Source organism: Pseudoalteromonas tunicata (genome assembly GCF_002310815.1).
GTDB classification, from domain to species: domain Bacteria; phylum Pseudomonadota; class Gammaproteobacteria; order Enterobacterales; family Alteromonadaceae; genus Pseudoalteromonas; species Pseudoalteromonas tunicata.
Window position 1 is genome coordinate 3023093 of the sequence record NZ_CP011032.1, and the last position, 26489, is coordinate 3049581.

The following is a 26489-nucleotide window of genomic DNA, read 5'->3' on the forward strand; positions in this document are numbered from 1 at the left end:
GAGCTAACATTCGTTAGCTCTTTTTTATTATCGAACCTTCACTTTATACCTCAAGCTGCTATTCATTTTTGATAAAGCAAAATCAATTAACCATGCACAGTGATAATAGATAGCTCGAATATTACTTATTCTAGTTACAGACAATAAGTGGCAAAAAAGCTAGCCACCGAGGCTGCGGTTGGTTTGCCGTGCTGCCAATCACCACCTTCAACACCGCTGCCTGCAATATCAACATGAATGTAAGGCAAAGGTAGCTCTGAATCTAAGCCATGTTTATCCAAACCCGAAGCAATGGCCAAAAACGCCATTGGGAACTGATGTCCTCTCGCTGTTACAGCTGACGGTGCGGTATTACTTGAGATGACATCATCAGCCAGCGTACGTGGTCGAACAAAATCATAATCTTCTCGGCGACTACGAGACACTTCGCTACCATCAGCCCACAAATCACCTTGTTGGGCTAATGTGTAAGATAGTTGCTTCGCCAAGGCTGGGCCATTTTCAACTAAAGCAGTGTACGGCCCCATCGCTCTTGCGGCATGGCCCGTTAAGGTTGCAACCGTAAATAACTCAGGATTGACCTCTGTTTTAGCTTGCTCTTTAAGTTCATGAAGCAAGTCCCCCATTGCTAAGCGACCTTCAGCGTCAGTATTGCCTATACGCACTCGCACACCTGAGCGACTGGTAATGATTTCATCTGGAACAAAACAATCAGCTCCAATTGAATTTCGTACTACCGCTAACAAAGCAACAACTTTAATACCTTGAGGTTGATACTCAGCAACAGCTTTCATAAAACCTGCAACAGACGCCGCTCCGCCTTTATCTCGGCTCATACCAGCCATCGCACCACCAACTTTTAAGTCAGCACCACCGGTATCGTAAACCAATCCTTTACCAACAATCAGTAAGGTTTTTTTAATCTCACCAGCAGGGTGATAGGTTAACTTCACAACTCTTGGATGATGACGCTCAACCGCATATGAAGCTCGAGCAACGGCACTTAACATTGGATACTCTTTATCAATCACAGCTATATCATCAATAACAGAGGTCGAAACCGGGCTTTGCGCAAATAAATCAACACAATAATCAGCAAATTTTGGTGGGGACATTCGTTCCGGCTCAGTACCACATAAATCACGCGCCGCATATTGCCCAGCAGTTAAAGCGTTGAATTGTTTTATTTGAACCTCTGACGCCCCCACTAAATATAACTGTGCTATCGGTTCAATGCTGGCACCATGATGCTCTCTAGCTTCCAATGGCTGCCATAATGCTTGGCAAGCCCCCATTGCTGCAACAGATAACGCATGTTGGAATTTCCCAGAGCTTGGCACGTTCAACAACATAATAGCAGGAGCTTTACTGCCAGCCGCTTTAGCTTCAACTATTGCTAGTTTAGCTGCATCAAAATAGCGCCTTACATCATCATAATCACGATTAATTCGCCCCGTAGGTGCCAAAACTAATCGCTGTCCCGGCGCACTTTGACAAACTGTTAATAAAACCTGTTTACCAACTCTTTGGTCAACTTGCTGTAATTGTTTGATCTCATTGTAAAGTGGGCATGCTTCAACAGCAGAAAAATCATCACTGATCAGAATCAATGAGTCACATTCTGAAGTTGCTAATTGCTCAAGGCTAGATTGTAAAAATGTTGGTTGGGCCATAATGAATGCTCTAATGGACTAAAATTAAGCCTTGATTATCGCAAAAGTTATTGTTTTAACAAAGCTGAATACCGAGCAACAGACAAAACCAACTATTTTAAAAATTCGACCTATACTGAGTTAATACCCCTGCGACAGTGTATTGATTATGAACTTAAAAGTTAAAATAGTGTCGAGCTTTTCGGTGCTCGTGGCGCTTTCATTAATCGTTTTATCATTGGTATTAGGTCATTACAGCAGTAATAAAGCCAGTCAAACTTTAACAGACCAAATATCTGAGCGACTCATTGGTTTAAGGGATGCGAAAAAAGAACAGCTAAATGATTACTTTCAGTTAATTGATGACCAAATTATCACCTTAGCTAGCAGTGAAACTCTAATAGAAGCCTCCGCTGATTTTATCAAAGAATTTCACCTCTTTGATAACTCAAAGCCTGACCCTACAATGCTTTCTAAGTACTATCATGATGAGTTTATAGACAAGTATCAGCAGCAAAATAATAAATCCATCGAAGTTTCACCACTCTTTTCGCTATTAGATCAACCTGCAATTCATTTTCAAAATTTATACATAGCTCAAAATCAATACCCACTTGGCAGTAAAAATAAACTTATTAATGCAACCGATGACAGTGGTTATACAAAACTACACCAGCGCTACCATGAATTTTTAAATCAATATTTAGAACGATTTGGTTATTACGACATCTTTGTCGCCGATGTAAATACTGGTCATGTCGTTTATTCCGTATATAAAGAAATTGACTTTGCCACCTCACTCCTAAACGGGCCATTTAAAGATACAGGGCTTGCACAAGCATTTAACCATGCGAAAACTCTTAAAGCGGGTGAAATAGCCTTTAGTGATTTTCAGGAATATTTACCCTCTTACGATGCAGCAGCAGCTTTTATTGCCACACCGATAGTGAAAGAAAATAACACAATTGCAGTCCTTATATTCCAAATGCCAATAGATAAAATCAATGCTATCACTACCTATAATCAACAATGGAGTTCTCGAGGTCTTGGGCAATCTGGCGAAACATATCTTGTTGGTCAAAATCATAAAATGCGCAGCTTAAGTCGCTCTTTAATTGAGGACAAAAGTAATTATTTAGCGTCTATTAAACAATCGGGAGAATCAGCACAAACCATAGTTAACATTGACCGAAAAAACACCTCTGTCGGTTTTCAAACAATCAATAATGAATCAATCAAGAAAGCTCTTGCGGGGGAATCGGGGATCATGACAGTAAATGACTATCGAGGTATAGCCGTGATCTCTGCCTATACTCAACTTAACTTTCATGGCCAAACCTGGGCTTTAGTGAATGAAATTGATGAGTCCGAAGCCTTTACCGACATTAAAACATTAGTATCAAACATTACATTAATTACCCTTGGCACAACCTCTTTAATGTTATTTTTATCATTTTTAGCAGCACTTTATTTAAGTAACTACATCGTGACGCCAATTCGCAAACTCAGTAACTTTATTCGTTCTACTGCAGATACCATGGACTTAAGTCAACGAGTTGACGAATCTCTGATCAGCAAAGATGAAATTGGCATTGTAATGAACTCATTTAATCAAATGCTTGATACCTTCGACAATACATTGTTATCAGTCAACAAAGCATCTGAACACCTTAGTAATGAACTGCAGCAACTGCAGCTGCATTTTAATGACGTGATAAGCAAAACTCGAACTCAGACAGATCTCACGATTCAAATATCGGCTGCAATGGAACAAATGGCAACCACATCAGAGGATGTTGCTTTTAATGCTCAACAAACAAGTGATGCCAGCCATGGTGCTGTTGAAGAAGCTGAAAAAGGAAATCAAGATGTCTCCAGAAACTTAGATGCATCAAAACGTTTATCCGATGCTATGGAATCAACCAGCAAGCAGATGGAACAATTAGAAGAAAAAACAAAAAGTATTAGCACTGTGTTAGATGTAATCCGAAGTATTGCTGACCAAACAAATTTATTAGCGCTAAATGCAGCAATAGAAGCTGCTCGAGCTGGCGACCAAGGCCGAGGATTTTCAGTGGTAGCAGATGAGGTACGTACCTTAGCGCAGCGAACACAAGAATCTACCACTGAAATAAACCAAATTATTCAGACCTTACAGCAGGGTTCTGAAAGTTCGATGCAAGCAATGAAAATATCACATGATTTGGCCGCTCATACTTTAACGTCAGCGGAAGATACAGGAACTAGTTTGCAATCAATTAATGAACAAATTCATAAAATTGAAGCTTTTAATGAACAAATGGCCACCGCAGCTACAGAGCAAAGTGCTGTTGCTCGGGATGTGACCAAACAAGTGAGCGATATCACTAATTTAGCGAATGAAAATGATGCAAGTATTCAAGCCGCAAGTGAATCTGCCAACCTTGCATTGAACGAGTCCAATGAGGTAAAACAACAAATAGCTAAATTTAAGCTATCAGAGTGAAACAGCTTAATACAATAAATAAGCATCAAACTAGCATTCAAAACTGAGTTGGGTGCTGACAACTTCGTCAGCTAACCCAACGCCAATTCCCAATAGCCTCACACCCTTTTGCCCACCACGAGAATAAGCTTTAAAGAGTAGCTGTTTAAAAATATCTAAATTTAATGCACTACAACTGAAATCTGCAGTGGTACTTACAAAATCAGAAAATTTAACTTTAACCGATAGTTTACCAATTCGATCTAACAATTGCTGCTTTTCAAGGCGAACTTGCAGTTCTATTAATAGCCCGCTTAATTTTTCTTCGCATAATAGATACGAGGTTAAATCATATTCATAAGTATGTTCGACACTCAGTGACTTTCTAGTTCGGTCTGGATTAACTTGACCCACATGCTTTCCAGCGCACTTTCTAAATAATTCCAAACCGAATTGGCCTAAGTGATGGAGCATCCAGCTTTCACCACGGTCAATAACGTCTTGCCCTTGTAATAAGCCCATCACCTTTAGCTTTTCAAAGGTAACTTTACCGACTCCCGGAATTTTTTGTAATGCTAACTGGGCTAGGAAAGGCTGAACTTGTGAAGGTTCAACCACAAATTGTCCATTAGGTTTATTTAAATCACTCGCAATTTTAGCGATAAACTTAATCGGTGCAATTCCAGCTGAAGCGGTAAGTTGTGTTTGTGCAAAAATTTCGTCGCGAATTTGCCGTGCAATTAACGTAGCACTACCAAAACATGCCTGACAATCAGTTACATCGAGGTATGCTTCATCTAAAGACAGAGGCTCAACGAGGTCAGTATAACGATAAAAAATTGCTCTGATTTGCTTTGAGATATTTTTATAAACGTCCATTCGACCGGGGATCATCACCAAGTCTGGGCAAAGTTTTTTAGCTTGATAATTTGACATTGCAGCGCGTACACCAAATTGACGCGCAACATAATTGGCAGTACAAAGCACCCCTCTGCGGCTATTGCCACCAATTGCGATAGGGAGTTTTGTTAATGCTGGATTGTCACGCATTTCAACTGCGGCATAAAAACAATCCATATCAATGTGAATGAACTTTTTCATACAAATAACACTGTTTTTTTATACAGTATCATTTTTAGAGTAACAAAAAAAGCGCCGAAGCGCTTTTTAGTTCATTTTGAGTTATAGAATTTGGTTTTCTTTCCAAATCTGCTCTTTGGCCATTCGTTTTTTTCGCTTATCACATGGATCGTCACAATCACATGCTTTTTCAACACCAACAGCACCTAAACCACCACAACTGCTAGCCATCGATTTTTTTTGAAAAATCATACCAACAGCCATTGCCGCAATAACAATAATAAATAAAACAAATGACAGAACATATAAAGACATTTTTGGCCCCAAAATGAATCATAACTAATAGTGCTTAAAGCTGATTATACCCCGAGCACTGACTAAAATCACGGCAATAACTACATATAAGGGGCAAAAGCCTTACTTGCAAATGACTCTAATCCTTTATCTGTTTTAGAAATTAAGTAAGCTGGGATATTGTTTTGCTCAACATATGCTTTTGCTTTTTCTGTGCCCATTGCAACTAAAGCGGTTGCAAGGCCATCAGCTGTCATTGCTGAAGGGTTTAATACTGTCACAGATACTAAGTCTTTGATTATAGGTTTACCGGTCGTAGGGCTAATAATATGCGCATATGGCACGCCATCGACCTCAAAATAAATTCGATAGTCACCAGATGTTGCCACCGACATAGTGCCTGGATGCAACGTTTTATGAATCGCACGTTGCAATAAATTTACATCAGGTTCTTCAATTGCAATAGTCCAAGGTTCATTGTTCTCTTTTGTACCTGAAATTCGCAGTTCACCGCCAATTTCAACCATATAATTTGTAAGGCCCTGCTTTTCTAAAAACAAAGCAACTTTATCAATTCCGTACCCTTTTGCTATTGCTGAAAAGCTTAGCTCAAGATCTGGGATCGTTTTTGCTATCCCTTGCTCATTTAGCACTAATTTATCAACACCAATACGTTGTTTAATCGCTCTAATTTCATCATCACTTGGTACACGATCAGGGTGCTTATCCGGCCCAAAACCCCATAAATTAATGAGAGGTCCCATTGTCACATCGAGTGTTTGAGTGCTTTTACCAAGACGAATAGATTCTGCAACTACGATTCTAAAGTCATCAGAGATAGGAAATGGAGTTAAATCGGTTGAGCGATTAAAGCGGCTAATTTCTGAATCTGGAATATAAGTCGACATAGACTGATTAACATCAGCTAGTATTTGAGTAATATCAGAATATAAATTAAGTGACTGTATCTGACTAACTGGAACAAATGCTTTAATAGTAAAAGTCGTTCCCATGGTTTTACCTTGTAATAATACTTCCTGAAAACGACTGTCTTTTTTATCTGGCTCACAACCTTGTAATAGCAAGCCAAAAAACAATACGCTAACTAGTACAAACCAACTGTGTTTCCAACCCAAGCTTCTCATCTTAATCCTCAAACTTTTATCAGTACAAATAAAAAGGCTTCTTATTAGATACATCTAATAAGAAGCCTTATATTACCCTAATTCATTCAATTATGGGTCTAAACTTTGGTGCTAGCCACCAAAATCATCAAGTAAGATGTTTTCTTCTTCAACACCTAACTCTTTAAGCATATTGATAACTGCAGCATTCATCATTGGAGGTCCACACATGTAGAACTCACAATCTTCTGGTGCATCATGATCACGTAAATAGTTTTCATAAAGCACATTATGGATAAAGCCTTTATAGCCTTCCCAGTTATCTTCAGGTTGTGGATCTGATAATGCACAATGCCATACGAAGTTTTCATTTTCAGCCGCTAGGCCATCAAAATCTTCAACGTAGAACATCTCACGTTTAGAACGCGCACCGTACCAGAAGCTCATCTTACGCTTAGATTTAAGACGCTTAAGTTGATCGAATATATGTGAGCGCATTGGAGCCATACCAGCACCACCACCAACAAAGATCATTTCTGCATCTGTATCTTTTGCAAAGAACTCACCAAATGGACCTGAAATCCAAACTTTATCACCCGGTTTTAACGACCAAATGTACGAAGACATTTTACCACAAGGCAGAGTTAAGTTATTTGGCGGCGGCGAGGCAATACGCACGTTTAACATGATAATGCCTTCTTCTTCTGGATAGTTAGCCATTGAGTAAGCGCGGATAGTTTCCTCGTCTACTTTTGACTCCAGATTGAAGAAGCCAAAACGCTCCCAATCACCACGGTATTCAGTTGGCACATCAAAATCTGCATATTTAATGTGATGAGCTGGTGCTTCAATTTGGATATAACCACCTGCACGGAACGGAACAGACTCACCATCAGGGATGCCTAGCTTAAGTTCTTTAATGAAAGTTGCTTTGTTATCATTAGAGATAACTTCACATTCCCATTTCTTAACTCCAAAAATTGACTCTTCAAGTTCAATTTCCATGTCAGTTTTAACATTAACCTGACACGCTAAACGACAACCTTCACGAGCTTCACCTTTAGAAATATGGCTTAACTCTGTTGGTAAGATATCACCGCCACCTGAGTGGATGTGAACACGACACTGGCCACAAGAACCACCGCCGCCACAGGCAGAAGAAATAAAGATACCAGCGTCAGCTAATGCGCCAAGTAACTTATTACCTGCAGATGTTTTAATTGTTTTTGTAGTATCACCATTGATACCAATCAAGATATCACCACTTGCTACTAACTTAGATTTAGCCGCAACAATGACTAAAACCAGCAGTACCACGATAGCGGTGAACATACCTACGCCTAAATATACCTCAAGCATGATTTTTCCTTGCTACCTTTTATAGTGAAATACCAGAGAATGACATAAAGCCTAAGCCCATTAAACCTACAGTAATAAAGGTAATACCTAAACCACGTAAGCCATCAGGAACGTCTGCATATTTCATTTTCTCACGAATACCAGCAAGTGTTGCGATAGCTAAAGCCCAGCCTACCCCTGCACCTACACCATAAACAACCGACTCACCAAAGTTGTAATTACGTTCAACCATGAAAGAAACCGCACCGAAAATTGCACAGTTTACTGTGATTAACGGTAAGAAAATCCCAAGAGCGTTATAAAGCGCAGGGAAATATTTATCTAAGGCCATTTCAAGAATTTGAACTAATGCAGCGATAACACCGATAAAGGTTAAGAAACGTAAGAAGCTTAAGTCAGCTTCTGGGTAACCTAACCACTCAAGTGCACCTGGAGCAAGTACGGCGTGGAAAACTAAGTTATTTACAGGTACTGAAATACCTAAAACAATAATAACTGCGATACCAAGGCCGATTGAAGTTGTTACTTTTTTAGATACAGCTAAGAAAGTACACATACCTAAGAAAAATGATAATGCTAAGTTTTCAATGAAAACCGCTTTAACAAATAAACTAATATAATGTTCCATTATTGCGCCCTTAACCTTTCGCTTCTACTTGTTCTTTCCTATAAGTACGAAGTACCCATATGATCAAACCAATAATGAAGAAAGAACTTGGTGGCAGGATCAATAGACCCATAGGTTGATACCAACCGCCATCAGAGACTAAAGGTAAAATCTCAGCACCAAATAGTTTACCTGAACCAAATAACTCACGTACAAAACCAACTGTAATTAAGATTAATGAATAACCTAAACCATTACCGATACCATCTAAGAATGACATCAATGGTGGAGATTTCATCGCATATGCTTCAGCACGGCCCATTACGATACAGTTAGTAATAATTAGACCTACAAAAACCGAAAGCTCTTTTGCTGTTGCATAAGAGAAGGCTTGTAATACTTGGTCTACAACGATTACTAATGATGCAATAATAGTCATTTGTACAATGATACGAACACTTGATGGGATCTGGTTACGGATCATCGAAATAAACATGCTTGAAAAAGCAGTTACTAATGTTAATGCTATTGACATTATTAACGCATTTTTCAGACTTGACGTAACAGCAAGCGCAGAACAAACACCTAGTACTTGTAAAGCAATCGGGTTGTTAGCAAGAATTGGCCCTAATAGAACCGACTTCATTTCTTTAGTATTAGCCATTGTTTAATGCTCCTTGACGAACTTTAGCAAGGAAAGGACCAAATGCATTTTCACTCGTCCAGAATTTAACTGTGTGATCAACACCTTTAGATGTTAATGTCGCACCTGATAAACCATCAACTTTATGAGCATCACTACCAGCTGTACCTTTTACGATATCAATAGGAAGTTGTTTACCAGACCAAGTTGCAACCCAAGCTTTATTTTGGATTTCGCCACCTAGACCAGGTGTTTCATTATGCTTATAGAAGTTAATTGATTTAACTGTGGTTGTATCGGCTTCTAAAGAAATAAAACCATACATAACACCCCAAAGACCATATCCTTGAATAGGTAAAATAATAGAATCGATTCCACCATTTTTACCTTTAGCGATATAGACTGGTGACTCTTCAGTCATACGTAAGATACCCGCAGTATCGGTAGCTTTATCAAGCTTAATACTACGTTTTTGATCAAACTTAGTCTTTTCGAAGTCAAATGATTTAGGATCTGTGTTTGTAAATTCACCCGTTTTAAAATTAATAACACGCGCTTCAATATTTTGTTCAAACACCGCTTTAACATCTTTCACATCAGAAAAACCAGCAGCAGCTAAAATATTACGTTGAATATCTTTTGCTTTATTTTCATCTTGAAACGGACGAAGTTGTACTGATGCGAATGATACGAAAATAGCACACACTAAACAAAGTGCAGTAACGACACCAAGCGTTTTACCAATAGATTCGCTATTACTAGACATTGCGTGCTAACCTCCTCTTGATGTTAGACTGCACAACGAAGTGATCGAATAACGGTGCAAACAAATTAGCAAATAGAATAGCTAACATCATACCTTCTGGGTACGCTGGGTTTACTACACGGATCATCACAACCATAAAACCAATTAAGATACCGTAAGACCATTTTGCTTTATCGGTAAATGACGCAGACACAGGGTCTGTAGCCATGAAGAACATACCAAATGCAAATCCACCTAGTACTAAGTGCCAATGCCAAGGCATTGCAAACATAGCATTTGTATCAGAACCAATTGCATTGAGTAAGAATGAAGTGGCTACCATACCAATCATCACACCCGAAACAATTCGCCACGAAGCTATTCTTACGTAAATCAAGAATAAACCACCTAGCATAATGGCAAGCGTAGAAGTTTCACCAACTGAACCTTGGATAAAGCCATAAAAAGCATTAAACCATAAATCCATGTTGCTATAGTCGATGCTACCAACAACAGCCTGACCTAACATTGTTGCGCCAGAAAACGCATCAACAGCAGTCCATACCGTGTCACCCGAGATTTGAGCTGGGTAAGCAAAGAATAAAAACGCACGACCAGCAAGCGCAGGATTTAAGAAGTTACGACCTGTTCCACCAAATACTTCTTTTGCGATAACAACACCAAAAGTGATACCAAGGGCTACTTGCCATAAAGGAATTGTAGCAGGCAGAATTAATGCAAACAGTACTGATGTTACAAAGAAACCTTCGTTAACTTCATGCTTACGTACCGATGCAAAAATTACTTCCCAAAAGCCACCTACGATAAAGGTAACTGCGTAAATAGGTAGGAAGAAACAAGCACCATAAAACATCTTAGCGCCCCAACCAGCTTCTGCGGTTAAGTTACCACCAAGCAATTGGAATAGGCCAACTTGCCAAGTATTTGCAAGCTCAAAACCACTCGCTAATGCGCCAGCAGCTTGATGACCAATGTTAAACATACCAAAAAACATAGCTGGGAATGTTGCCATCCAAACTAAGATCATAATACGTTTTAGATCGATGTTATCACGAACGTGAGAACCAGATTTTGTCACTAAACCAGGAGTATAGAAAATTGTTGCTGCTGCTTCATATAAAGCGTAGAACTTTTCGTACTTACCACCTGGCTCGAAATTGTGTTCAATTTCTTCTAAATAATTCTTTAAGCTCATTATTAACCTTCCTTCTCAATAGTTGTCAGGCATTCACGAAGGATAGGACCAAACTCGTATTTACCAGGACAAACGAAGGTACATAACGCTAAATCTTCTTCATCTAATTCCAACGCACCTAAAGACATAGCACTGTCTAAATCACGAGAAATTAAATCACGCAATAAAAGCGTCGGTAAAATATCTAGCGGCATTACACGCTCATAGTTACCAATTGGTACCATAGAACGACTAGAACCACCGGTTGACGTTGTCATATTAAACAAACGTTTCGGTGATAAATGCGACAAGAATGTACGTGTTACCGAGAATTTCTTGCTTCCAGGTACTATCCAACCAAATAGCTCTTTTTCACGGCCTTCGACCAGAACAGAAACTTGATTGTGATAACGACCTAAGTAAGCTTGTGGGCCCGCAGCGATAGTACCAGATAAAACAGAACCAGAAATGATACGGTTTTCACCGTCTTCAAGTTCACCTGATACTAATTCAGTTAACGAAACACCTAGTCTAGTTTTAATTAGACGAGGATTTTTAACTGAAGGACCAGCAAGAGAAACCACACGATCAGTGAAGATTTCACCGGTAAGGAATAACTTACCAAACGCAATTACGTCTTGATAACCTAAATGCCAAACCTGCTTAGAAAGCGATACTGGATCAAGGAAGTGAATGTGGGTACCAACAAGACCTGCAGGATGCACACCAGCAAATTCATGTACTTCGACAGAAGCAATAGAAGAGCTAGGAACAACACTACCAGCGGTTTTACATACAAACACTTTGCCATCTGTTAAACGAGATAGCACAACTAAACCTGCTTCAAATGCTTCGCTATGCTCAGCAATGATCACTGCAGGATCTGCAGCTAATGGGTTAGTATCACTTGCAGTAACGAAGATAGAGCTAGGATTTGCATCCAAAGCCGCAACTTTACTGAAAGGACGTGTTCGTAACGCCGGCCATTGGCCTGATTCAACAAGTACTTCTTTAACTTTTTCACGATCTAGGGTCGCAAGCTCACCTGCCGAGAAAGAGTTAAAGGTGATTTGCTCGTTACCATCTAGTTCGATGACAACCGATTGCAAAACACGTTTAGCACCACGGTTAATTTCTTTAACTACACCAGCAGCTGGCGCAGTGTATTTTACACCTGGGTTCTTTTTATCAATAAAAAGAACTTGGCCTTTTTTGACTTGGTCATCCATGCGAACTAGCATGGTAGGACGCATTCCGATGAATTCTTCACCTAGCACAGCCACTCGTTTGACGGCAGAGCCATCATGAATAACTTGCTGAGGCGCGCCTTCAATAGGAAGATCCAGACCTTTTTTTATATTGATCATACGCACTTGCATTACATTAACGGAAAGAAACTGAAAATTCTGCTTACTGTATAAGCCAACTTATTTTTAAGTCCACTAAAGTACATCGCTCGACAATATTTTTTATCAAACAATGCTAGGTTACACAGTGAAACCCACACATATCCACCGAATTTTAACATTATTATCTCTGTATATGCGAGCCTAATTGTCAAAATTCTTTATACAAATTATCTAATTGAAGCTTATATTTTGCGCAGCGCAAATTTCGAAGAGTAAATAAAAAAAAATGATTTAACTTTAGAAATGTCAATAGTCTATTTAGCTAAATCTAAGCTGCAATTCGCTTTTTAAAAGCCAGATGATAGTTTAGCTGAGGATAAAAAAAAGGCCGCATATTGCGACCTTTTATTTTTTAGTAGCTTATACCATCTGCGCAATTGGTGTTACAGGGTCAACTTCAGCATCATAATCTAAATGCTCAATACCAAAACCGAACAAACGTAAAAACTCATTGTGATAACCAACATAATCGGTCAACTCATCAATAGTATCGGAATCAACGCTATCCCAGATGATTTGAATACGACTTTGTACGTCATCTTCAAGTTCTTTATAGTTTTGAAATAAATGACCATCTGCATCTAAACGCGGTGTTGCGCCAAATAAATTTTCAGCAAACAAACCATAAATTTGCTCAATTGTGCCCTCATAAGTACCGTCAGCTTTCATCACTTTAAATAAAGCAGAAATATAAAGCGGCATAATTGGAATTGCTGAACTTGCTTGTGTCACAACCGCATTTAACGATGACACATACGCCTCACCTTTTAAATGGGCTGTTGCTTGCTTAATAGCAACCACAGCACGATCTAAATCTTCTTTTGCTTTACCAATCGTGGCGTGACCATAAATAGGCCAAGTTAGCTCTTTACCAATATAAGTGTAAGCAGTTGTTTTGAAGTTATCAGCTAATACATCCGCATCTTTTAATGCATTTAGCCATAATTCCCAATCCTCGCCGCCCATTACTTTTACAGTATTAGCAATTTCATCTTCATTGGCAGCTTCTACAGTGATCGAATCAATAACGCGCTTAGAGGTATTTAAATTTTTAGTAGTAACAGATTGACCAATAGGCTTAAGTGTTGATGAAAACACTTCACCTGAAGTCGGGTCTGTACGACGAGGAGACGCTAAGCTATAAATAATTAAATCAACTTTACCCATCTCAGCTTTGATAGTTGCAATGGTTTTTTCTTTGATTTCATTTGAAAAAGCATCGCCATTAATGCTTTTAGCCCATAAACCTTGTTGCTCTGCTTCATGATGAAACGCAGCAGAATTGTACCAACCCGCTGAACCTGTCTTACCTTCAGTTCCTTCTTTTTCAAAAAAGATACCTAAGGTTTTTGCATTTGATGCAAACGCAGCTGTGATACGAGAAGCAAGACCGTAGCCAGTAGAGGCACCAATCACTAAAACATTTTTTGGGCCATTTGCAATTTCGCCTTGCGATTTAACGTATGCAATTTGTTCTTTTACATGTTCAGCACAGCCAACTGGATGTGCATTGGTGCAGATAAATCCACGGATTTTAGGTTTGATTACCATTTTTGATTCCATATCCATCACATAAAACTGTCAGCTAGTTTAAATCACATTTAATTAAAACAGGTCTGATCAGCAGCATAATATTAAAAAAAGGCGCATATAGCGCCTTATTTATCTGTTTTTTAACGATTTAGATAATACGCTTTCTCTGAAATTGTATGATAACTGATTACTTGTTGTAAAAATGCATCATACGATTGCCAAATTTCATTCATTTTAGGATCTGCTGCTATTTGTTCTTGCATCACTTGCGCTGTTGCTTGTTTTAATGCAGCCATCACTTCGGGCGGTAACGGTCTAATATCAACATGATATTTATTTTTTAATTGCTCTAACGCTTCATTATTTCGCGCAGTATATTCATCTAGCATATCTGTATTTGCTACACGCATTGCCGCTGTTACAATTGCTTGTAAATCTTTTGGTAGCGCATTAAACGCATCTTTATTGATTAGAAACTCTAAGTTTGCACCCGGCTCATGCCACCCTGAATAATAATAAAACTCGGCCGCTTTATTTAAGCCAAATGCTAAATCATTATAGGGACCCACCCACTCAGTTGCATCAATAGCTCCAGTTTGCAGTGCTGTGAATAAATCACCTCCGGTTAGCGACACAGGGATACCGCCCAACTTTTTCAATACCTCGCCACCTAAACCTGGGATCCGCATTTTTAACCCTTGTAAATCATCCACACTGTTGATTTCTTTTTTGAACCAGCCAGCAAGTTGCACTCCAGTATTGCCACCTGCGGCGGGTATTAAATTAAAGGGGGCATACAAGTCTTGCCATAACTTTAAACCACCACCATGGTGTAACCAACCGTTTACCTCTTGAGCATTCATACCAAATGGAATTGCAGTAAAAAATTGTGCGGCTGGAATTTTACCTTTCCAATAATAAGCCGCACTATGGCCCATTTGTGCCGTACCAGCTGACACCGTATCAAACACTTCAAAACCAGGTACCATTTCACCGGCGCCGTAAACTTTAATTTTAAGGCGTCCATTACTCATCAGCTCTACGTTTTTAGCAAAACGTTCAGGTGCGGTGCCTAAACCCGGGTAATTCTTTGGCCAACTGGTCACCAACTTCCATTTAATCGGTGCAGGCTCTTCATAAACTGCGCTATGAGTCGTTACTTGATTTTGCTCTGCAGGCGTTTTATCGCCGCAACCACTCAAAATAAAACCGAAGAAAATAGCACACCATGGAATGAGTTTATTTTTCATTTATTATTTTTCCTATCCATATAATTTTGAAGGTAACCATGTCACCAGTTCAGGGTAAATAGCCATCAATACTAATAACAATAATTGGATCAGCACAAATGGAATTACACCTTTATAAATGTCGGTTGTTAAAATTGATTTCTCTGCGACCCCTCTTAAATAAAAAAGGGCAAAGCCAAATGGCGGTGTTAAAAATGAGGTTTGTAAATTAACAGCAATCATGATCCCAAGCCAAATTGGATCAACTCCCAGCATTAATAGAATAGGAGCAACAATTGGCACCACAACAAAGGTTATTTCTATAAAATCAAGAATAAAACCAAGCAAAAACATCACAAACATCACAACAACCACAGCTGAAAAAACGCCGCCGGGTAATTGCTCAAATAAACTCACCACCAGTTCTTCGCCACCAAAACCTCTAAATACCAATGAGAAAATAGCTGCACCAATCAAAATCATAAAGACCATGGCCGTCACTTTTAACGTGCCTTGCATCACATAGTTTAAATTGGCTAAATTAAGCTGCTTTTGCCAAAGAGCAAGTACCATAGCCCCAAAAGCACCAATCCCCGAAGCCTCTGTCGGTGTGGCAAAACCCAATAAAATTGAACCAAGCACCACAGCAATAAGCATTAATGGTGGGATCAATGCCATCAATGGCCCAACTTTTCGCCGCTCTTTTATAGCCGAGATATCTTCATCCGTTAAACTCGGTACTTGCGACGGTTTGACGATAGCAAGCACAACAGAATAAAGAATATAAAAACCAACCAGAATAAAGCCTGGCACTATCGCCCCAGCAAACAGATCCCCTACTGAAATCGTTTTTGGAGAAAAAATCCCCATGTTCAGTTGCGCTTGTTGATAACTACTGGCGAGTACATCTCCCAGTAAGACTAATGCAATTGAAGGTGGAATAATCTGCCCTAGAGTCCCCGTCGCAGCGATGATGCCAGTACTGTAACGTGCACAATACCCACGCTTTAACATGGTCGGTAAAGCAAGCAACCCCATAGTGACCACTGTCGCCCCTACAATACCTGTACTTGCAGCCAACAGCATACCAACCAAAGTCACAGCAATGCCCATTCCAGCTTTAGTTTTGCCAAATAAAATCGCCATGGCGTCAAGTAAATTTTCCGCCACTTTTGATTTTTCTAGCATCATGCCCATAAATACAAATAAGGGCACAGCAAGCAACGTGGTATTACTCATAATGCCATATAGGCGATTAGGTAATGCATGTAAAAAAGCCATATCAAAATGACCTAGCAACACCCCAAAACCGGCAAATAACAATGATGTGCCAGCCAACGCAAACGCAACCGGAAAACCAGTTAAAAGCACCAAACACACTAAACCAAAGAGATATAACGCCAAATAATCCATCTTAAAACTCCTTTGGATGAGGCGCTAAAAAGGCAGGGAAAACGGTTATTGCAGCACGAAGTAACATCACAATCGCTTGTAAAAACAAGGTCAATGGCATTAATAAAAGTAGTGTTTTAAGCAGATAAACAAAAGGTAAGCCACCCGCTTCGATTGAGCCTTCAGATAAAAGCCAAGATTGCTCGACATAATCAAAGCTGGCCCAAAATATAAAACCAAGGGTTGGCATTAATAACAACAAGCAACCAAAAAAATCGATAATTGCTTGCCTTTTAGGTGATAATTTGCGGTAAAAAACATCAACTCGGACATGGCTATTATGCTTGAGCGCATAACCACAGCCCAACATAAAAACACACGCATGCAAGTACACAATTGACTCTTGCATGCCAATCCACCCCAAATTAAAACCATAACGCAAAATTACCACGGCGGTCATAATCACCACCATCAAAACGGTAAACCACGAAATAACTAGCCCTAATTTTTCAGTGAGTTTTTCAAGACTGATACAAAAAATGTGAATTAGACTTCGCATAACTAGAATTTAAAATTAACAACATACGCGAAAATCTAACACTTAAATAACATCTAATAAACCTTTGTTATTTGTTTTCATATCAGAAACATCAATTTAAAGTGTTGCGCTCACTTTTTTAGAACCACCTAAGCATTTAGGTGATAATGGCGCTTGGTGATATAAATCGGTCCATTCATGAGGTGTATAAGTATGAAGCGCGAGTGCATGAATGTGATTCGCTAACTCATCAGCCAATACAGCATTAATGGCTCTATGGCGTTGTAATAAACGTTGATTTGCAAAATCCTCAGTTACAATAACCACCTTAAAATGTGACTCTAACCCCGCACTGTGCATATGACTTTCATTAATAACTTCAAGGTGTTGACAGTTAAATTGAGCGATAAGCTTTTCTTCAATTCTGATTTGCATTTGCATGATAGACTTAACCTTTAATTAATCTTAGTGAAACTGTAGCGCATAACGCTTTAACCGCTGCGCTATTTTTTTGCCGATTGAGCCAAGCGCTTGTGTGCACAACAAAGATTATTTTATTGTAAAAACGATGCAGGCTATAGCTAAAATTCGATTTTTTAAAAAAAGGGTTTAAATTGAATTACCTAACATGATGAGGCAAAACATAACGAAATGTTAAATTAATACGCCCCTGTTTTACGCTTGGTTGCTTTGGCAAACTATGTTGAAAATCGAGCTGCGAACGACCAGACATTAGCAGGCAGTCTCCACTTTGCAATTGTAAATTATAAACCTGTAGCGTCTGCTTTTGTCTCATCTTAAACAGGCGACTGGCGCCTAATGATAGTGATGCAATACAAGGTTCACGACCAAGCTCAGGTTCATCATCGCTATGCCAGCCCATACTATCTTGGCCATCTCGATACCAATTAACCAGCAAAGCATTAAAAGGAACGCCGAAGGTATGGCTTAATCTATTTTTGATTGCCAGTAATACAGCGGACCAAGGTTCTGGAGCCATGGTTAACCCCGAATACTGATACTCAAGCCCTTCATCAGCGATATAACATTGCAATCGCGGGATAGAAACCGTTTTACCATAAATAACAATTTTGGGTTGCTGCCAGGCACACTCATCTAGCAAATAGTGGTACAACGCATCCGCCTTAACGCTACTAATGGTATTTTGATGGCAAATAAAGCCATTTGGTAAGGATTTAACCTTGGTGTTGAACAAAGGCATGGTAAAATCAGTCACACTTTGCAATTAATCCAATATGATTATGATGACACAAGCCACTTTGGGCACAAAAGTATTTTCACTCGATCGTTTCCCACTCGATCAAATCAATCGCAGTTTACAAGCATGGGATTCCGCCGATGAATACCTAATTGATTATGTGAATGAACACCACCCAGAGTCAGAACACATTTTAATTTTAAATGATAGTTTTGGCGCCTTAAGTTGTTACTTTATCAGCCAAGGTAAACAGTGCACAACTGTCAGTGATTCGTATATTGCAGATCAAGCAACGTTACACAATATTGAGCAAAATCAATTAGAAAAAACACTATTAAACCAGCTCAATAGCTTATCAACTATTGAAGGTGAGTTCGATTTAGTCTTAATTAAACTGCCAAAAAACTTAGGTTATTTAGCGCATCAATTAGCCAGCATCAGTCAATCAGTTAGGCTCAAGACCCCTGTTATTGCTGCAGGTAAAACCAAGGATATCCACAATTCAACGTCAGTTAATTTTGAAAAGTTCATTGGCCCAACAAAAACAAGTCTAGCGGTCAAAAAATCGCGTTTAGTAATTAGCAATTTAATCAAAACGGCACAACCTAGCCCGTATCCTATTGAGTGGCCTCTTGAAAAAACCACGTTTAGCATTTTTAACCATGCAAATGTTTTTTCTCGTGACTCGTTAGATATTGGTGCACGATTTTTTGCCAACTATTTACCGCATGGACAAAAACCGCTGGATGTCGTTGATTTAGGCTGTGGTAATGGTGTTATCGGATTGCAAACACTGCAAACGTTAGCAAGTGCCAAACTCACCTTTATTGATGAATCTTTTATGGCGATTGCGTCAGCAAAATTGAACGTAGAAAAAAATCTAGCTGAAAAAATAGAGCAATGTCAGTTTGTGCAAGGCGACTGCCTTAGTGATTTAGCAACACAGAGCCAAGATTTAATTTTATGTAATCCACCGTTTCATCAACTGCAAGCTGTAACCGATCATATTGCACGTCAAATGTTTGAAGATAGCCACCGTGTACTTCGCAGCGGTGGAGAGCTTAGAATTGTCGGCAACCGCCATTTAGATTACCACGAACAACTTAAACACTTGTTTGGGAACTGCCGCTTATTAGGTTCAAACAAGAAATTTGTCGTACTCAGCGCTAAAAAACGTTAATTACTAATTTAAGGGAAAATAATATGAGAGCAATCATTCTAGCTGCCAGCCTTCTTACCCTAGCAGCATGCCAAAATAGCCCAAGCCAAATCATCATTCAGCCTAACTATACGGCTGTGGGCAATCAATTGGTGGCTAAAAGCCTAAACGTAACTGTTACTGATGCGCGCTCTTCACAAAGCTCGTTAAAAATATTAACCGCTGATGGCACTACAACATTACCAAGTAACAATCTACAAACGAGCTTACAGCGTAGCTTCGAAGCTGCACTTGAGCGCCATGGTGCTAACACTAAAAATCCTAGTAATACCTTGGCTGAGCTCAAAATTCATCAACTTGAAGCCATAGTAAAACAACAGACTCTTAAATATCGCAGTGAAGCAATTATTGAGCTGGAACTAATTGTAACAAAAGGTCAGCGCACATTTGCAAAATATTATAATGGTGACCAACATGGTGAAGGACCTTTACTTCACGATAAAGCCAAAATAGAAAGCGACCTTAATACCTTGTTAGAACAACTTATCTCCCGTATGGTAACTGACGTTGAATTTAAAGAATTTTTAGAGGATTAATTCCATGCCATTAAAGCTTTTTGGATTTGTTGTTTGCCTTTTAACGGCCAATTTTAGCTACGCAGCTATCGAAGGTAAATTTGTACAGAAAGATAATTTATTTCCAAAAGTACAAATCACAACCACTTTAGGGGCTATTGAAATAGAGCTAGACCGCAGTAAAGCCCCTATCACAGTGAATAACTTTTTAACCTACGTGATGGATGGGAGTTACAAAGGCTCTGTTTTTCATCGTGTTGAAAAAGACGATGTCAATGAAAAGGATTTTGTGATCCAAGGCGGGGGTTATGATACCGACTATAATGGTATCGCCGAAAACGACCCAATATTTAATGAAAGTGGCAATGGCCTAAAAAATGATATGTACACTATTGCCATGGCCTATCAAGACAGCAAACCTCATTCAGGTACTCGTCAATTCTTTTTTAACATGGAAAACAATGACCACTTAAACCCAGGGAAAGATTGGGGCTTTGCTGTTTTTGGCAGCGTTACGAATGGCTATGAAACGCTTGATAAAATTATGGCAGTAAAAACAGATTACAATGAAAAACTTGGCTATTCGTTTATCCCTGTCACTCCAGTTGTTATTCTGGATGTAAAAATGGTCGAAGCTGCTCATTAATTTATTTCCCTCATTAGCCATAACTGCTAATGAGGGCATACAAACATAACAATAATAAGATTTTTTATGAGTAATACGCTTTCAATCAAAGAATACTTTTCTTATTTCAAAGATCGCCGTTTAATTAATATTTTTATTTTTGGTATGGCCAGCGGCTTTCCATGGGTGCTAATTGGCTCTGTGATGTCTGCGTGGCTAAAAGACGAAGGTTTAAGCCGCAGTACTATCGGCTTATTTGGCATTGTTTTTGGTGTTTATAGTATTAACTTTTTATGGTCCCCGCTTATCGACCGTATCAAACTGCCATTTTTGTATAAAAAGCTTGGCCAAAGACGTAGTTGGATTTTTATTTGCCAATTAGTGATTGTGCTCGCGACGTTTTCACTTTCCCAACTGGTAATCAAAGATCAGCTATTTTTAGCCGCTTTATTTTGTTTTGTAGTTGCATTAGCTTCGGCGACTCAAGATATTTCCATTGATGCATTTAGAATTGATACCCTGGCCGAGAGCGAAAGCCATAAAACCACGGCTGCCGCAGCAATGGCTACATCAGGTTGGTGGTCTGGTTATGCGTTACTCGGTGCGATCCCATTTTATATTGCCGACTTCCCTAATTGGCAATGGGCCGATGTTTATCTCATTTTAACAGGGTTGATGCTACTGCTCTGTTTTGCAGTCTTTTTTGCCAAAGAACCTACATCAAATCGCGATATTATCCAGGCAGAGCTGGAACGTAATTACCAACTCGCCCTGGCAAATTCTCAGTTTCAGCTGAAGGCCTTACAAAAACCAATTGCATGGTTAATGGTAACGTTGATTGAACCTTTTAAAGTTTTCTTCAAAAAGAATGGCGTTAAGTCCGCATTGGCATTACTAGCTTTTATCTTTTTATTCAAAATAGGTGAAGCTTTTTTAGCGAGAATGTCGATTGTTTTTTATAAAGAAATAGGTTTCAGCAATACCCAAATAGCCAATTATTCAAAACTTGGGACTGGGATTATTACAATTATTTTTGCATTCTTTGGCAGTATTTTTAACCATAGATACGGCATAGTGAAAGGATTAATGATTAGTGGCATCGCGATGGCAGCATCAAACTTGATGTTTTCAGTGATTGCAATTCAAGGGCCAAAAGAGCACCTTTATGTTTTAGCCATTATTATTGATGGTTTTACCCAAGCATGGTCATTAGTAGCAATGGTGGCGTTTATTTCAATGCTATGTGATAGGGCTTTTACAGCAACACATTACGCATTACTCGCTTCGCTTGGTAATTTAGGTAGAACAGTATTGTCGAGCTATAGCGGTGTGGTAATAGATGATTGGCTCAATGGCAATTGGGCACTGTTTTTTGTGCTCACTGCATTAATGGTGATCCCATCGTTACTATTTTTGTGGTTGATAAGAAAGAAGCTCTACATTCTTGAAAAGAACTTTCATGCTACAAGTAGACGTTAGAGCTAAAAGATAACGCATCCGTGCTAGGTTTATCCTTGTTTAAAACTTATTCGCCTTTAAGCAGCGCTAAACCTTCAATTGGATCTACTTCAAGCGCATAACAATAACGCATGAATTCAACAACATCTAAACGACGCTCTTGGTTTTCAATTTTACCGATAAAAGAATGCGGCGTACCTAAAATTTGAGCAAGGCTACGCATTGTATGACCTTTCTCTTGGCGCTTATCTTTTAACCATTTTGTTAAACGTCCGTTTTCTTCAGACGAGACAGTTTTACCCATCATATACATCTCCTACTAGATGAATGTTGTTTATTTTAAATTAAATGAGAATGCCCCTTCCCATTTAACGAAATGTTCAACGTTTTGTAATCAAAACATCAAACAAATTGTGGCTATTAAAACACAAGCCCCAAATTAGGTATAGACGTTTTTTTTACCTTTACCTAATTTAGGTGCTTAATTCTTTTTTATTACAAAAAATATGTAATATGCAAAAAAATAGCTAGGTTATTTCCGAAATCAACGACTCAATTTTAAATCGAAAAAATTCCGATTTTCGATATTAGCATAAAATAATTATTTTACTTGTTGGTTTTTAATACTGTTTAATTTGAATTTACGGAAAATTTATAACCTGACGATAGAAAGATAATCTTACTAATTGTTTTTATTAAATAAAGTTAAATCATAAATACAAAAATACATTTCAACAATTTAATTAAGCAGCCTGTTCGTGCTAGTTCAAAATGTTAAAGGAGCGCTTTATCAAGTAGGAAGGCGATTTCACCTTAAAAATCTAAAAGTACCTGTTATACTAAAAATCATTAATCATAATTAACATGGTAATCAGATATTTATGATCCGCTTAATGTTTCTGCTCCCAATTATTTTATGCCTTGTGTGGTACTTTTTTCTAAAGCAAAACAAAATCCCCCTTAAACAAGGTAAAAAAGGGTTTATTTACATTCTTATATTTAGTGCCTTCTTGTTAGGTTTTTTTACTTTAATGATCCAGATAACAAAATAGTACAAATAGATTAGAGAAATAAGCCTCTTGTAGAACGCTACAAGAGGCTATAAAGGTGTATTAGTGTTTCTTGATTCTTAGCGCTAATAGACATGGCGTTAAAATCAATGTCAGCACGGTTGCAAAGGCCAAGCCACCGGCCACCGCTGTGGATAATTGCACCCACCATTGAGTCGATGGTGCTCCAAAATCAATTTGACGATTAAACAAATCTATATTGACCTGTAAAACCATCGGCATTAAACCTAAAATAGTAGTCACCGTTGTCAGTAATACAGGTCTTAAACGCTGAGCCCCCGTTCTTAAAATAGCTTCTTTAGCTTCAATCCCCTGCTTACAGAGCACATTATAAGTATCTATCAGCACTATGTTGTTATTTACGACAATGCCGGCAAGTGAAATGACACCAATTCCAGACATCACAATTCCAAATGGCTGTTGTAAAATTAATAGACCCAAAAACACCCCTACGGTCGAGAAAATAACCGCACTTAAAATAAGCAAAGCTTGATAGAAGCTATTAAATTGAGTCACTAAAATAATTCCCATCACAAAAAGCGCCACTAAAAATGCATTTTGTAAAAAGGTTTCGGATTCGTTTTGCTCTTCATTTTCGCCGCGAACTTTGAGCTTAACTCTAGGGTCGAGGCCTTGCTCTGTAAGCTGCGCTTGTAAACGAGGCAATGCCAAGCTCAGCAACTCCCCCACTTTCATATCAGCATTAACAGACACAACTCTATGGCTGTCAACTCGGCGCACCGAATCAACTTTTTGCACCGCTTGGCGTTCTACAAAGTGAGTTATTGGAATTTGGCCGTATTGCGTATTAACTCGTAAGGTATCTAAACGACTTAAATCTCGCTTATCAAAAGGAAAGCGAACTCGAATATCAATTTCATCATCTACATCATCTGGCCGATATTCACCGAGTTTTAAACCATTGGTGATCATCTGCACATTCGCGCCGAGCATGGCAGCATCGGCACCAAATCGAGCAGCGTCAGCGCGGTTAAGTTTCAGCTGCCATTCAATACCCGGTTTTGAGCCAGTATCATCAACATTCGTGAACGATCCATCAGCTTCAATGGCTTGGCGAATCCGTCTTGCTTCTTGATTCAGTACTTCAGGAAACTTAGAGCTAAGCTCTATTGATAAATCTTTACCGCCGCCGGGACCATTTTCATCTTTACGTAACTCAATTTCGACGCCCGCAATTGTGCTAGTTAACGACATCACTTTGGCAATAATTTGGTCTGCAGGTTCTCGCTCATCCCAATCTTTTAAATTTAGACGCAACGTACCTACTAAATCCTTGCCTCCTGTTAATGAATAAAGCGTTTTAATACCTGCAACACTCAGCACTTTTGCTTCGATTTCTTGCATTATGGTGTCTTTTTCATAAATAGATAAATCACCATAGGAACGCACTTTAATATTAACCCCATTAGGCTCAACATCAGGAAAAAACTCAACCCCCAGCTTAGATACGCCATACCCAATAAAAACGAATACTGAAAATACAATCGCGCCGAATAAAACTTTCCAAGGATGCCTAATGGCTCGGTCAAGCACCCGAACATAGCCACCAATAAAACCATGTAACTGCGTTAAGTCGCCTTCCTCAGCATTAAGTAATTCTTGTTTTTGCGTGGCTGAAAGTGGCTTGACCTTACCAATTAAACTACCAATGGTCGGCACAAAAATAAGCGCCATAACTAAAGAGGCACTTAAGGTGGCCATTAGTGTAATAGGTAAGTATTTCATGAACTCCCCCATCATACCCGGCCAAAAAATTAAGGGGGCAAACGCTGCAAGTGTAGTCGCTGTTGAAGCAATAATTGGCCAAGCCATGCGTTTTGCGGCTAGAGAATAGGCTTTTTTACGGTGCATTCCTTCGCCCATCATACGGTCGGCAAATTCAGTCACCACAATTGCGCCATCCACCAGCATACCTACCGCCATAATTAAGGCAAATAACACTACGATATTAACTGTCATGCCAAATAACGAGATCACTAAAATACCCGTTAAAAACGATCCCGGAATTGCAACCCCAACTAAAAAGGCGGCGCGGCTGCCCAAAATAGCAATAATTACAATTACCACTAACAATACAGCTGAAAGCACATTATTTTGTAAATCAGCAAGCATTTGCTCAACATCAAGTGACATATCACCGGTGTAATTAACTTTGATATGATCAGGCCAGCGCGTGCGTGTTTCTTCAACCACAGCTTTGACTTGTTTCACAGTATCGATAATATTTTCGCCAACCCGTTTTTTAACTTCAAGCGATACCGCTAACTCACCGTTAATGCGAGCAATCGTATTGGGGTCTTTATAAGCACGGCGAATAACAGCAACATCCATAAAACGGACAACCTTATCACCCACGACTTTGACAGGCTGTTCCATTACATCTTGAATCGATTCAAACACTGAAGGAATTTTTATCGCAAAACGACCTTTCCCGGTATCAAGCGTACCCGCAGCGATTAAGCGATTATTATTGCTAAGCAACTGGTAAATATCATTTTGTTTTAAGCCGTATGAAATCATCGCTAAAGGATCGACTTCGATTTCAACCATATCCTCTCTATCACCACCAATCTCAACTTCTAATACACTTGAAATTGACTCCAATTCATCTTTTAAATTGCGAGCAAGAGTCAGCAAACCACGCTCAGGTACATTGCCCGATAAGGTTAATGTTATGGTAGGCTGCTCGTCTTCCATTAATACTTCATGTACTTCAGGCTCTTCAGATTCTGAAGGTAATTTTGCTTTTGCAAGCGAGACTTTATCGCGTACATCAGCAAGGGCTTCTTTAGGATCCATGCCCGCTAAAAACTCAAGTGTGACTGAAGCATGACCTTCACTTGCCACTGCGCTCATTTCTTTTACGCCTTCAATCGACCGTAATTCAATTTCCATTGGGCGTACAAGCAACCGTTCGGCATCCTCAGGTGAAATACCATCATGAACAATTGAGACATAAATAAAAGGAATTGTGACATCTGGATTGGCTTCTTTGGGGATATTTTGGTAAGTCACCCAACCGGCAATAAGTAACAAAATAAATATCGATAAACCAGTGCGTGTATGATGAATAGCCGCATCAATCAAATTACCCATAA

General features: G+C 39.1%; 23 protein-coding genes. 5 read left to right on the plus strand and 18 right to left on the minus strand.

Features of this window, described 5'->3' with window-relative positions; genetic code table 11:
• Window positions 1–134: 134 nt before the first annotated feature.
• Window positions 135–1673, minus strand: a complete 1539-nt coding sequence (locus PTUN_RS13770; RefSeq protein WP_009837538.1) for a M17 family metallopeptidase — start codon at window positions 1671–1673, stop codon at window positions 135–137.
• 148 nt (window positions 1674–1821) lie between these two features.
• On the opposite strand from PTUN_RS13770, the gene PTUN_RS13775 reads away from it, so the two are divergent.
• Window positions 1822–4137, plus strand: coding sequence for a methyl-accepting chemotaxis protein (locus tag PTUN_RS13775; protein WP_009837540.1), 2316 nt, complete (start codon window positions 1822–1824; stop codon window positions 4135–4137).
• Window positions 4138–4167: 30 nt separating this feature from the next.
• On the opposite strand, the gene dinB is transcribed toward PTUN_RS13775, so the two are convergent.
• The 15 genes from dinB to PTUN_RS13850 all read right to left on the minus strand — a co-directional run bounded on the left by dinB (window position 4168) and on the right by PTUN_RS13850 (window position 18486).
• Complete coding sequence (dinB, locus tag PTUN_RS13780; RefSeq protein ID WP_040643669.1) at window positions 4168–5217, minus strand: DNA polymerase IV; 1050 nt, start codon at window positions 5215–5217, stop codon at window positions 4168–4170.
• A gap of 81 nt (window positions 5218–5298) precedes the next feature.
• Window positions 5299–5511, minus strand: a complete 213-nt coding sequence (gene nqrM / locus PTUN_RS13785; protein WP_009837542.1) for a (Na+)-NQR maturation NqrM — start codon at window positions 5509–5511, stop codon at window positions 5299–5301.
• Between the two features lie 80 nt (window positions 5512–5591).
• Window positions 5592–6635, minus strand: coding sequence for an FAD:protein FMN transferase (locus PTUN_RS13790; RefSeq protein ID WP_009837543.1), 1044 nt, complete (start codon window positions 6633–6635; stop codon window positions 5592–5594).
• 111 nt (window positions 6636–6746) lie between these two features.
• Complete coding sequence (gene nqrF, locus PTUN_RS13795; RefSeq protein ID WP_009837544.1) at window positions 6747–7973, minus strand: NADH:ubiquinone reductase (Na(+)-transporting) subunit F; 1227 nt, start codon at window positions 7971–7973, stop codon at window positions 6747–6749.
• Between the two features lie 19 nt (window positions 7974–7992).
• A complete protein-coding gene (nqrE, locus tag PTUN_RS13800) occupies window positions 7993–8601 on the minus strand; it encodes an NADH:ubiquinone reductase (Na(+)-transporting) subunit E (protein WP_009837545.1) in 609 nt (202 codons plus the stop codon).
• A 10-nt stretch (window positions 8602–8611) separates the two neighbouring features.
• Entirely contained in the window at window positions 8612–9244 is a 633-nt protein-coding gene (locus tag PTUN_RS13805; protein WP_009837546.1) for an NADH:ubiquinone reductase (Na(+)-transporting) subunit D, read from the minus strand.
• Entirely contained in the window at window positions 9237–9989 is a 753-nt protein-coding gene (locus PTUN_RS13810; RefSeq protein WP_009837547.1) for a Na(+)-translocating NADH-quinone reductase subunit C, read from the minus strand. Before PTUN_RS13810 ends, PTUN_RS13805 begins: the two co-directional genes overlap by 8 nt.
• Complete coding sequence (locus tag PTUN_RS13815; RefSeq protein ID WP_009837548.1) at window positions 9982–11184, minus strand: NADH:ubiquinone reductase (Na(+)-transporting) subunit B; 1203 nt, start codon at window positions 11182–11184, stop codon at window positions 9982–9984. The genes PTUN_RS13810 and PTUN_RS13815 overlap by 8 nt, the downstream gene beginning before the upstream one ends.
• Window positions 11185–11186: 2 nt before the next feature.
• On the minus strand, window positions 11187–12530 hold the full coding sequence (locus PTUN_RS13820; protein WP_040643737.1) for a Na(+)-translocating NADH-quinone reductase subunit A: 1344 nt from the start codon (window positions 12528–12530) through the stop codon (window positions 11187–11189).
• A 402-nt stretch (window positions 12531–12932) separates the two neighbouring features.
• Window positions 12933–14123 carry an enoyl-ACP reductase FabV gene (gene fabV / locus PTUN_RS13825; RefSeq protein WP_009837550.1) on the minus strand — a complete coding sequence of 397 codons (1191 nt, stop codon included), beginning with the start codon at window positions 14121–14123 and terminating at the stop codon, window positions 12933–12935.
• Between the two features lie 122 nt (window positions 14124–14245).
• The gene (locus PTUN_RS13830; protein ID WP_009837551.1) at window positions 14246–15355 is read right to left on the minus strand and encodes a TRAP transporter substrate-binding protein; all 1110 of its coding nucleotides are present in this window, start codon (window positions 15353–15355) and stop codon (window positions 14246–14248) included.
• Window positions 15356–15367: 12 nt separating this feature from the next.
• Window positions 15368–16747: a TRAP transporter large permease gene (locus tag PTUN_RS13835; protein WP_009837552.1), complete on the minus strand. Its 1380-nt coding sequence runs from the start codon at window positions 16745–16747 to the stop codon at window positions 15368–15370.
• A 1-nt stretch (window position 16748) separates the two neighbouring features.
• Window positions 16749–17186: a TRAP transporter small permease subunit gene (locus PTUN_RS13840; RefSeq protein WP_232284982.1), complete on the minus strand. Its 438-nt coding sequence runs from the start codon at window positions 17184–17186 to the stop codon at window positions 16749–16751.
• 195 nt (window positions 17187–17381) lie between these two features.
• Complete coding sequence (locus tag PTUN_RS13845; RefSeq protein ID WP_009837554.1) at window positions 17382–17705, minus strand: BolA family protein; 324 nt, start codon at window positions 17703–17705, stop codon at window positions 17382–17384.
• A 178-nt stretch (window positions 17706–17883) separates the two neighbouring features.
• On the minus strand, window positions 17884–18486 hold the full coding sequence (locus tag PTUN_RS13850) for an alpha-ketoglutarate-dependent dioxygenase AlkB family protein (protein ID WP_040643741.1): 603 nt from the start codon (window positions 18484–18486) through the stop codon (window positions 17884–17886).
• A gap of 40 nt (window positions 18487–18526) precedes the next feature.
• Here PTUN_RS13850 and PTUN_RS13855 point away from each other — a divergent pair, with 40 nt between their 5' ends.
• The 4 genes from PTUN_RS13855 (at window position 18527) to PTUN_RS13870 (ending at window position 22321) form a co-directional block, all read left to right on the plus strand.
• Window positions 18527–19663 (plus strand): methyltransferase, encoded by a 1137-nt coding sequence (locus PTUN_RS13855; RefSeq protein WP_040643742.1) that lies wholly within the window; start codon window positions 18527–18529, stop codon window positions 19661–19663.
• 23 nt (window positions 19664–19686) lie between these two features.
• Window positions 19687–20238 carry a YajG family lipoprotein gene (locus PTUN_RS13860; protein ID WP_009837557.1) on the plus strand — a complete coding sequence of 184 codons (552 nt, stop codon included), beginning with the start codon at window positions 19687–19689 and terminating at the stop codon, window positions 20236–20238.
• Between the two features lie 4 nt (window positions 20239–20242).
• Window positions 20243–20863, plus strand: coding sequence for a peptidylprolyl isomerase (locus PTUN_RS13865; RefSeq protein WP_009837558.1), 621 nt, complete (start codon window positions 20243–20245; stop codon window positions 20861–20863).
• Between the two features lie 66 nt (window positions 20864–20929).
• Window positions 20930–22321, plus strand: a complete 1392-nt coding sequence (locus tag PTUN_RS13870) for an AmpG family muropeptide MFS transporter (protein WP_009837559.1) — start codon at window positions 20930–20932, stop codon at window positions 22319–22321.
• Between the two features lie 46 nt (window positions 22322–22367).
• Here PTUN_RS13870 and PTUN_RS13875 read toward each other — a convergent pair whose 3' ends face one another.
• Window positions 22368–22607 (minus strand): helix-turn-helix domain-containing protein, encoded by a 240-nt coding sequence (locus tag PTUN_RS13875; protein ID WP_040643670.1) that lies wholly within the window; start codon window positions 22605–22607, stop codon window positions 22368–22370.
• 805 nt (window positions 22608–23412) lie between these two features.
• A complete protein-coding gene (locus PTUN_RS13880; protein ID WP_009837563.1) occupies window positions 23413–26487 on the minus strand; it encodes an efflux RND transporter permease subunit in 3075 nt (1024 codons plus the stop codon).
• Between the last annotated feature and the right edge of the window lie 2 nt (window positions 26488–26489).

Bases quoted from the DNA above. Each gene is read 5' to 3' on its own strand.
- PTUN_RS13770 (WP_009837538.1), bottom strand. From the start codon at position 1,673: ATGGCCCAACCAACATTTTTACAATCTAGCCTTGAGCAATTAGCAACT.
- PTUN_RS13775 (WP_009837540.1), top strand. From the start codon at position 1,822: ATGAACTTAAAAGTTAAAATAGTGTCGAGCTTTTCGGTGCTCGTGGCG.
- dinB (WP_040643669.1), bottom strand. From the start codon at position 5,217: ATGAAAAAGTTCATTCACATTGATATGGATTGTTTTTATGCCGCAGTT.
- nqrM (WP_009837542.1), bottom strand. From the start codon at position 5,511: ATGTCTTTATATGTTCTGTCATTTGTTTTATTTATTATTGTTATTGCG.
- PTUN_RS13790 (WP_009837543.1), bottom strand. From the start codon at position 6,635: ATGAGAAGCTTGGGTTGGAAACACAGTTGGTTTGTACTAGTTAGCGTA.
- nqrF (WP_009837544.1), bottom strand. From the start codon at position 7,973: ATGCTTGAGGTATATTTAGGCGTAGGTATGTTCACCGCTATCGTGGTA.
- nqrE (WP_009837545.1), bottom strand. From the start codon at position 8,601: ATGGAACATTATATTAGTTTATTTGTTAAAGCGGTTTTCATTGAAAAC.
- PTUN_RS13805 (WP_009837546.1), bottom strand. From the start codon at position 9,244: ATGGCTAATACTAAAGAAATGAAGTCGGTTCTATTAGGGCCAATTCTT.
- PTUN_RS13810 (WP_009837547.1), bottom strand. From the start codon at position 9,989: ATGTCTAGTAATAGCGAATCTATTGGTAAAACGCTTGGTGTCGTTACT.
- PTUN_RS13815 (WP_009837548.1), bottom strand. From the start codon at position 11,184: ATGAGCTTAAAGAATTATTTAGAAGAAATTGAACACAATTTCGAGCCA.
- PTUN_RS13820 (WP_040643737.1), bottom strand. From the start codon at position 12,530: ATGATCAATATAAAAAAAGGTCTGGATCTTCCTATTGAAGGCGCGCCT.
- fabV (WP_009837550.1), bottom strand. From the start codon at position 14,123: ATGGTAATCAAACCTAAAATCCGTGGATTTATCTGCACCAATGCACAT.
- PTUN_RS13830 (WP_009837551.1), bottom strand. From the start codon at position 15,355: ATGAAAAATAAACTCATTCCATGGTGTGCTATTTTCTTCGGTTTTATT.
- PTUN_RS13835 (WP_009837552.1), bottom strand. From the start codon at position 16,747: ATGGATTATTTGGCGTTATATCTCTTTGGTTTAGTGTGTTTGGTGCTT.
- PTUN_RS13840 (WP_232284982.1), bottom strand. From the start codon at position 17,186: ATGACCGCCGTGGTAATTTTGCGTTATGGTTTTAATTTGGGGTGGATT.
- PTUN_RS13845 (WP_009837554.1), bottom strand. From the start codon at position 17,705: ATGCAAATGCAAATCAGAATTGAAGAAAAGCTTATCGCTCAATTTAAC.
- PTUN_RS13850 (WP_040643741.1), bottom strand. From the start codon at position 18,486: ATGCCTTTGTTCAACACCAAGGTTAAATCCTTACCAAATGGCTTTATT.
- PTUN_RS13855 (WP_040643742.1), top strand. From the start codon at position 18,527: ATGATGACACAAGCCACTTTGGGCACAAAAGTATTTTCACTCGATCGT.
- PTUN_RS13860 (WP_009837557.1), top strand. From the start codon at position 19,687: ATGAGAGCAATCATTCTAGCTGCCAGCCTTCTTACCCTAGCAGCATGC.
- PTUN_RS13865 (WP_009837558.1), top strand. From the start codon at position 20,243: ATGCCATTAAAGCTTTTTGGATTTGTTGTTTGCCTTTTAACGGCCAAT.
- PTUN_RS13870 (WP_009837559.1), top strand. From the start codon at position 20,930: ATGAGTAATACGCTTTCAATCAAAGAATACTTTTCTTATTTCAAAGAT.
- PTUN_RS13875 (WP_040643670.1), bottom strand. From the start codon at position 22,607: ATGATGGGTAAAACTGTCTCGTCTGAAGAAAACGGACGTTTAACAAAA.
- PTUN_RS13880 (WP_009837563.1), bottom strand. From the start codon at position 26,487: ATGGGTAATTTGATTGATGCGGCTATTCATCATACACGCACTGGTTTA.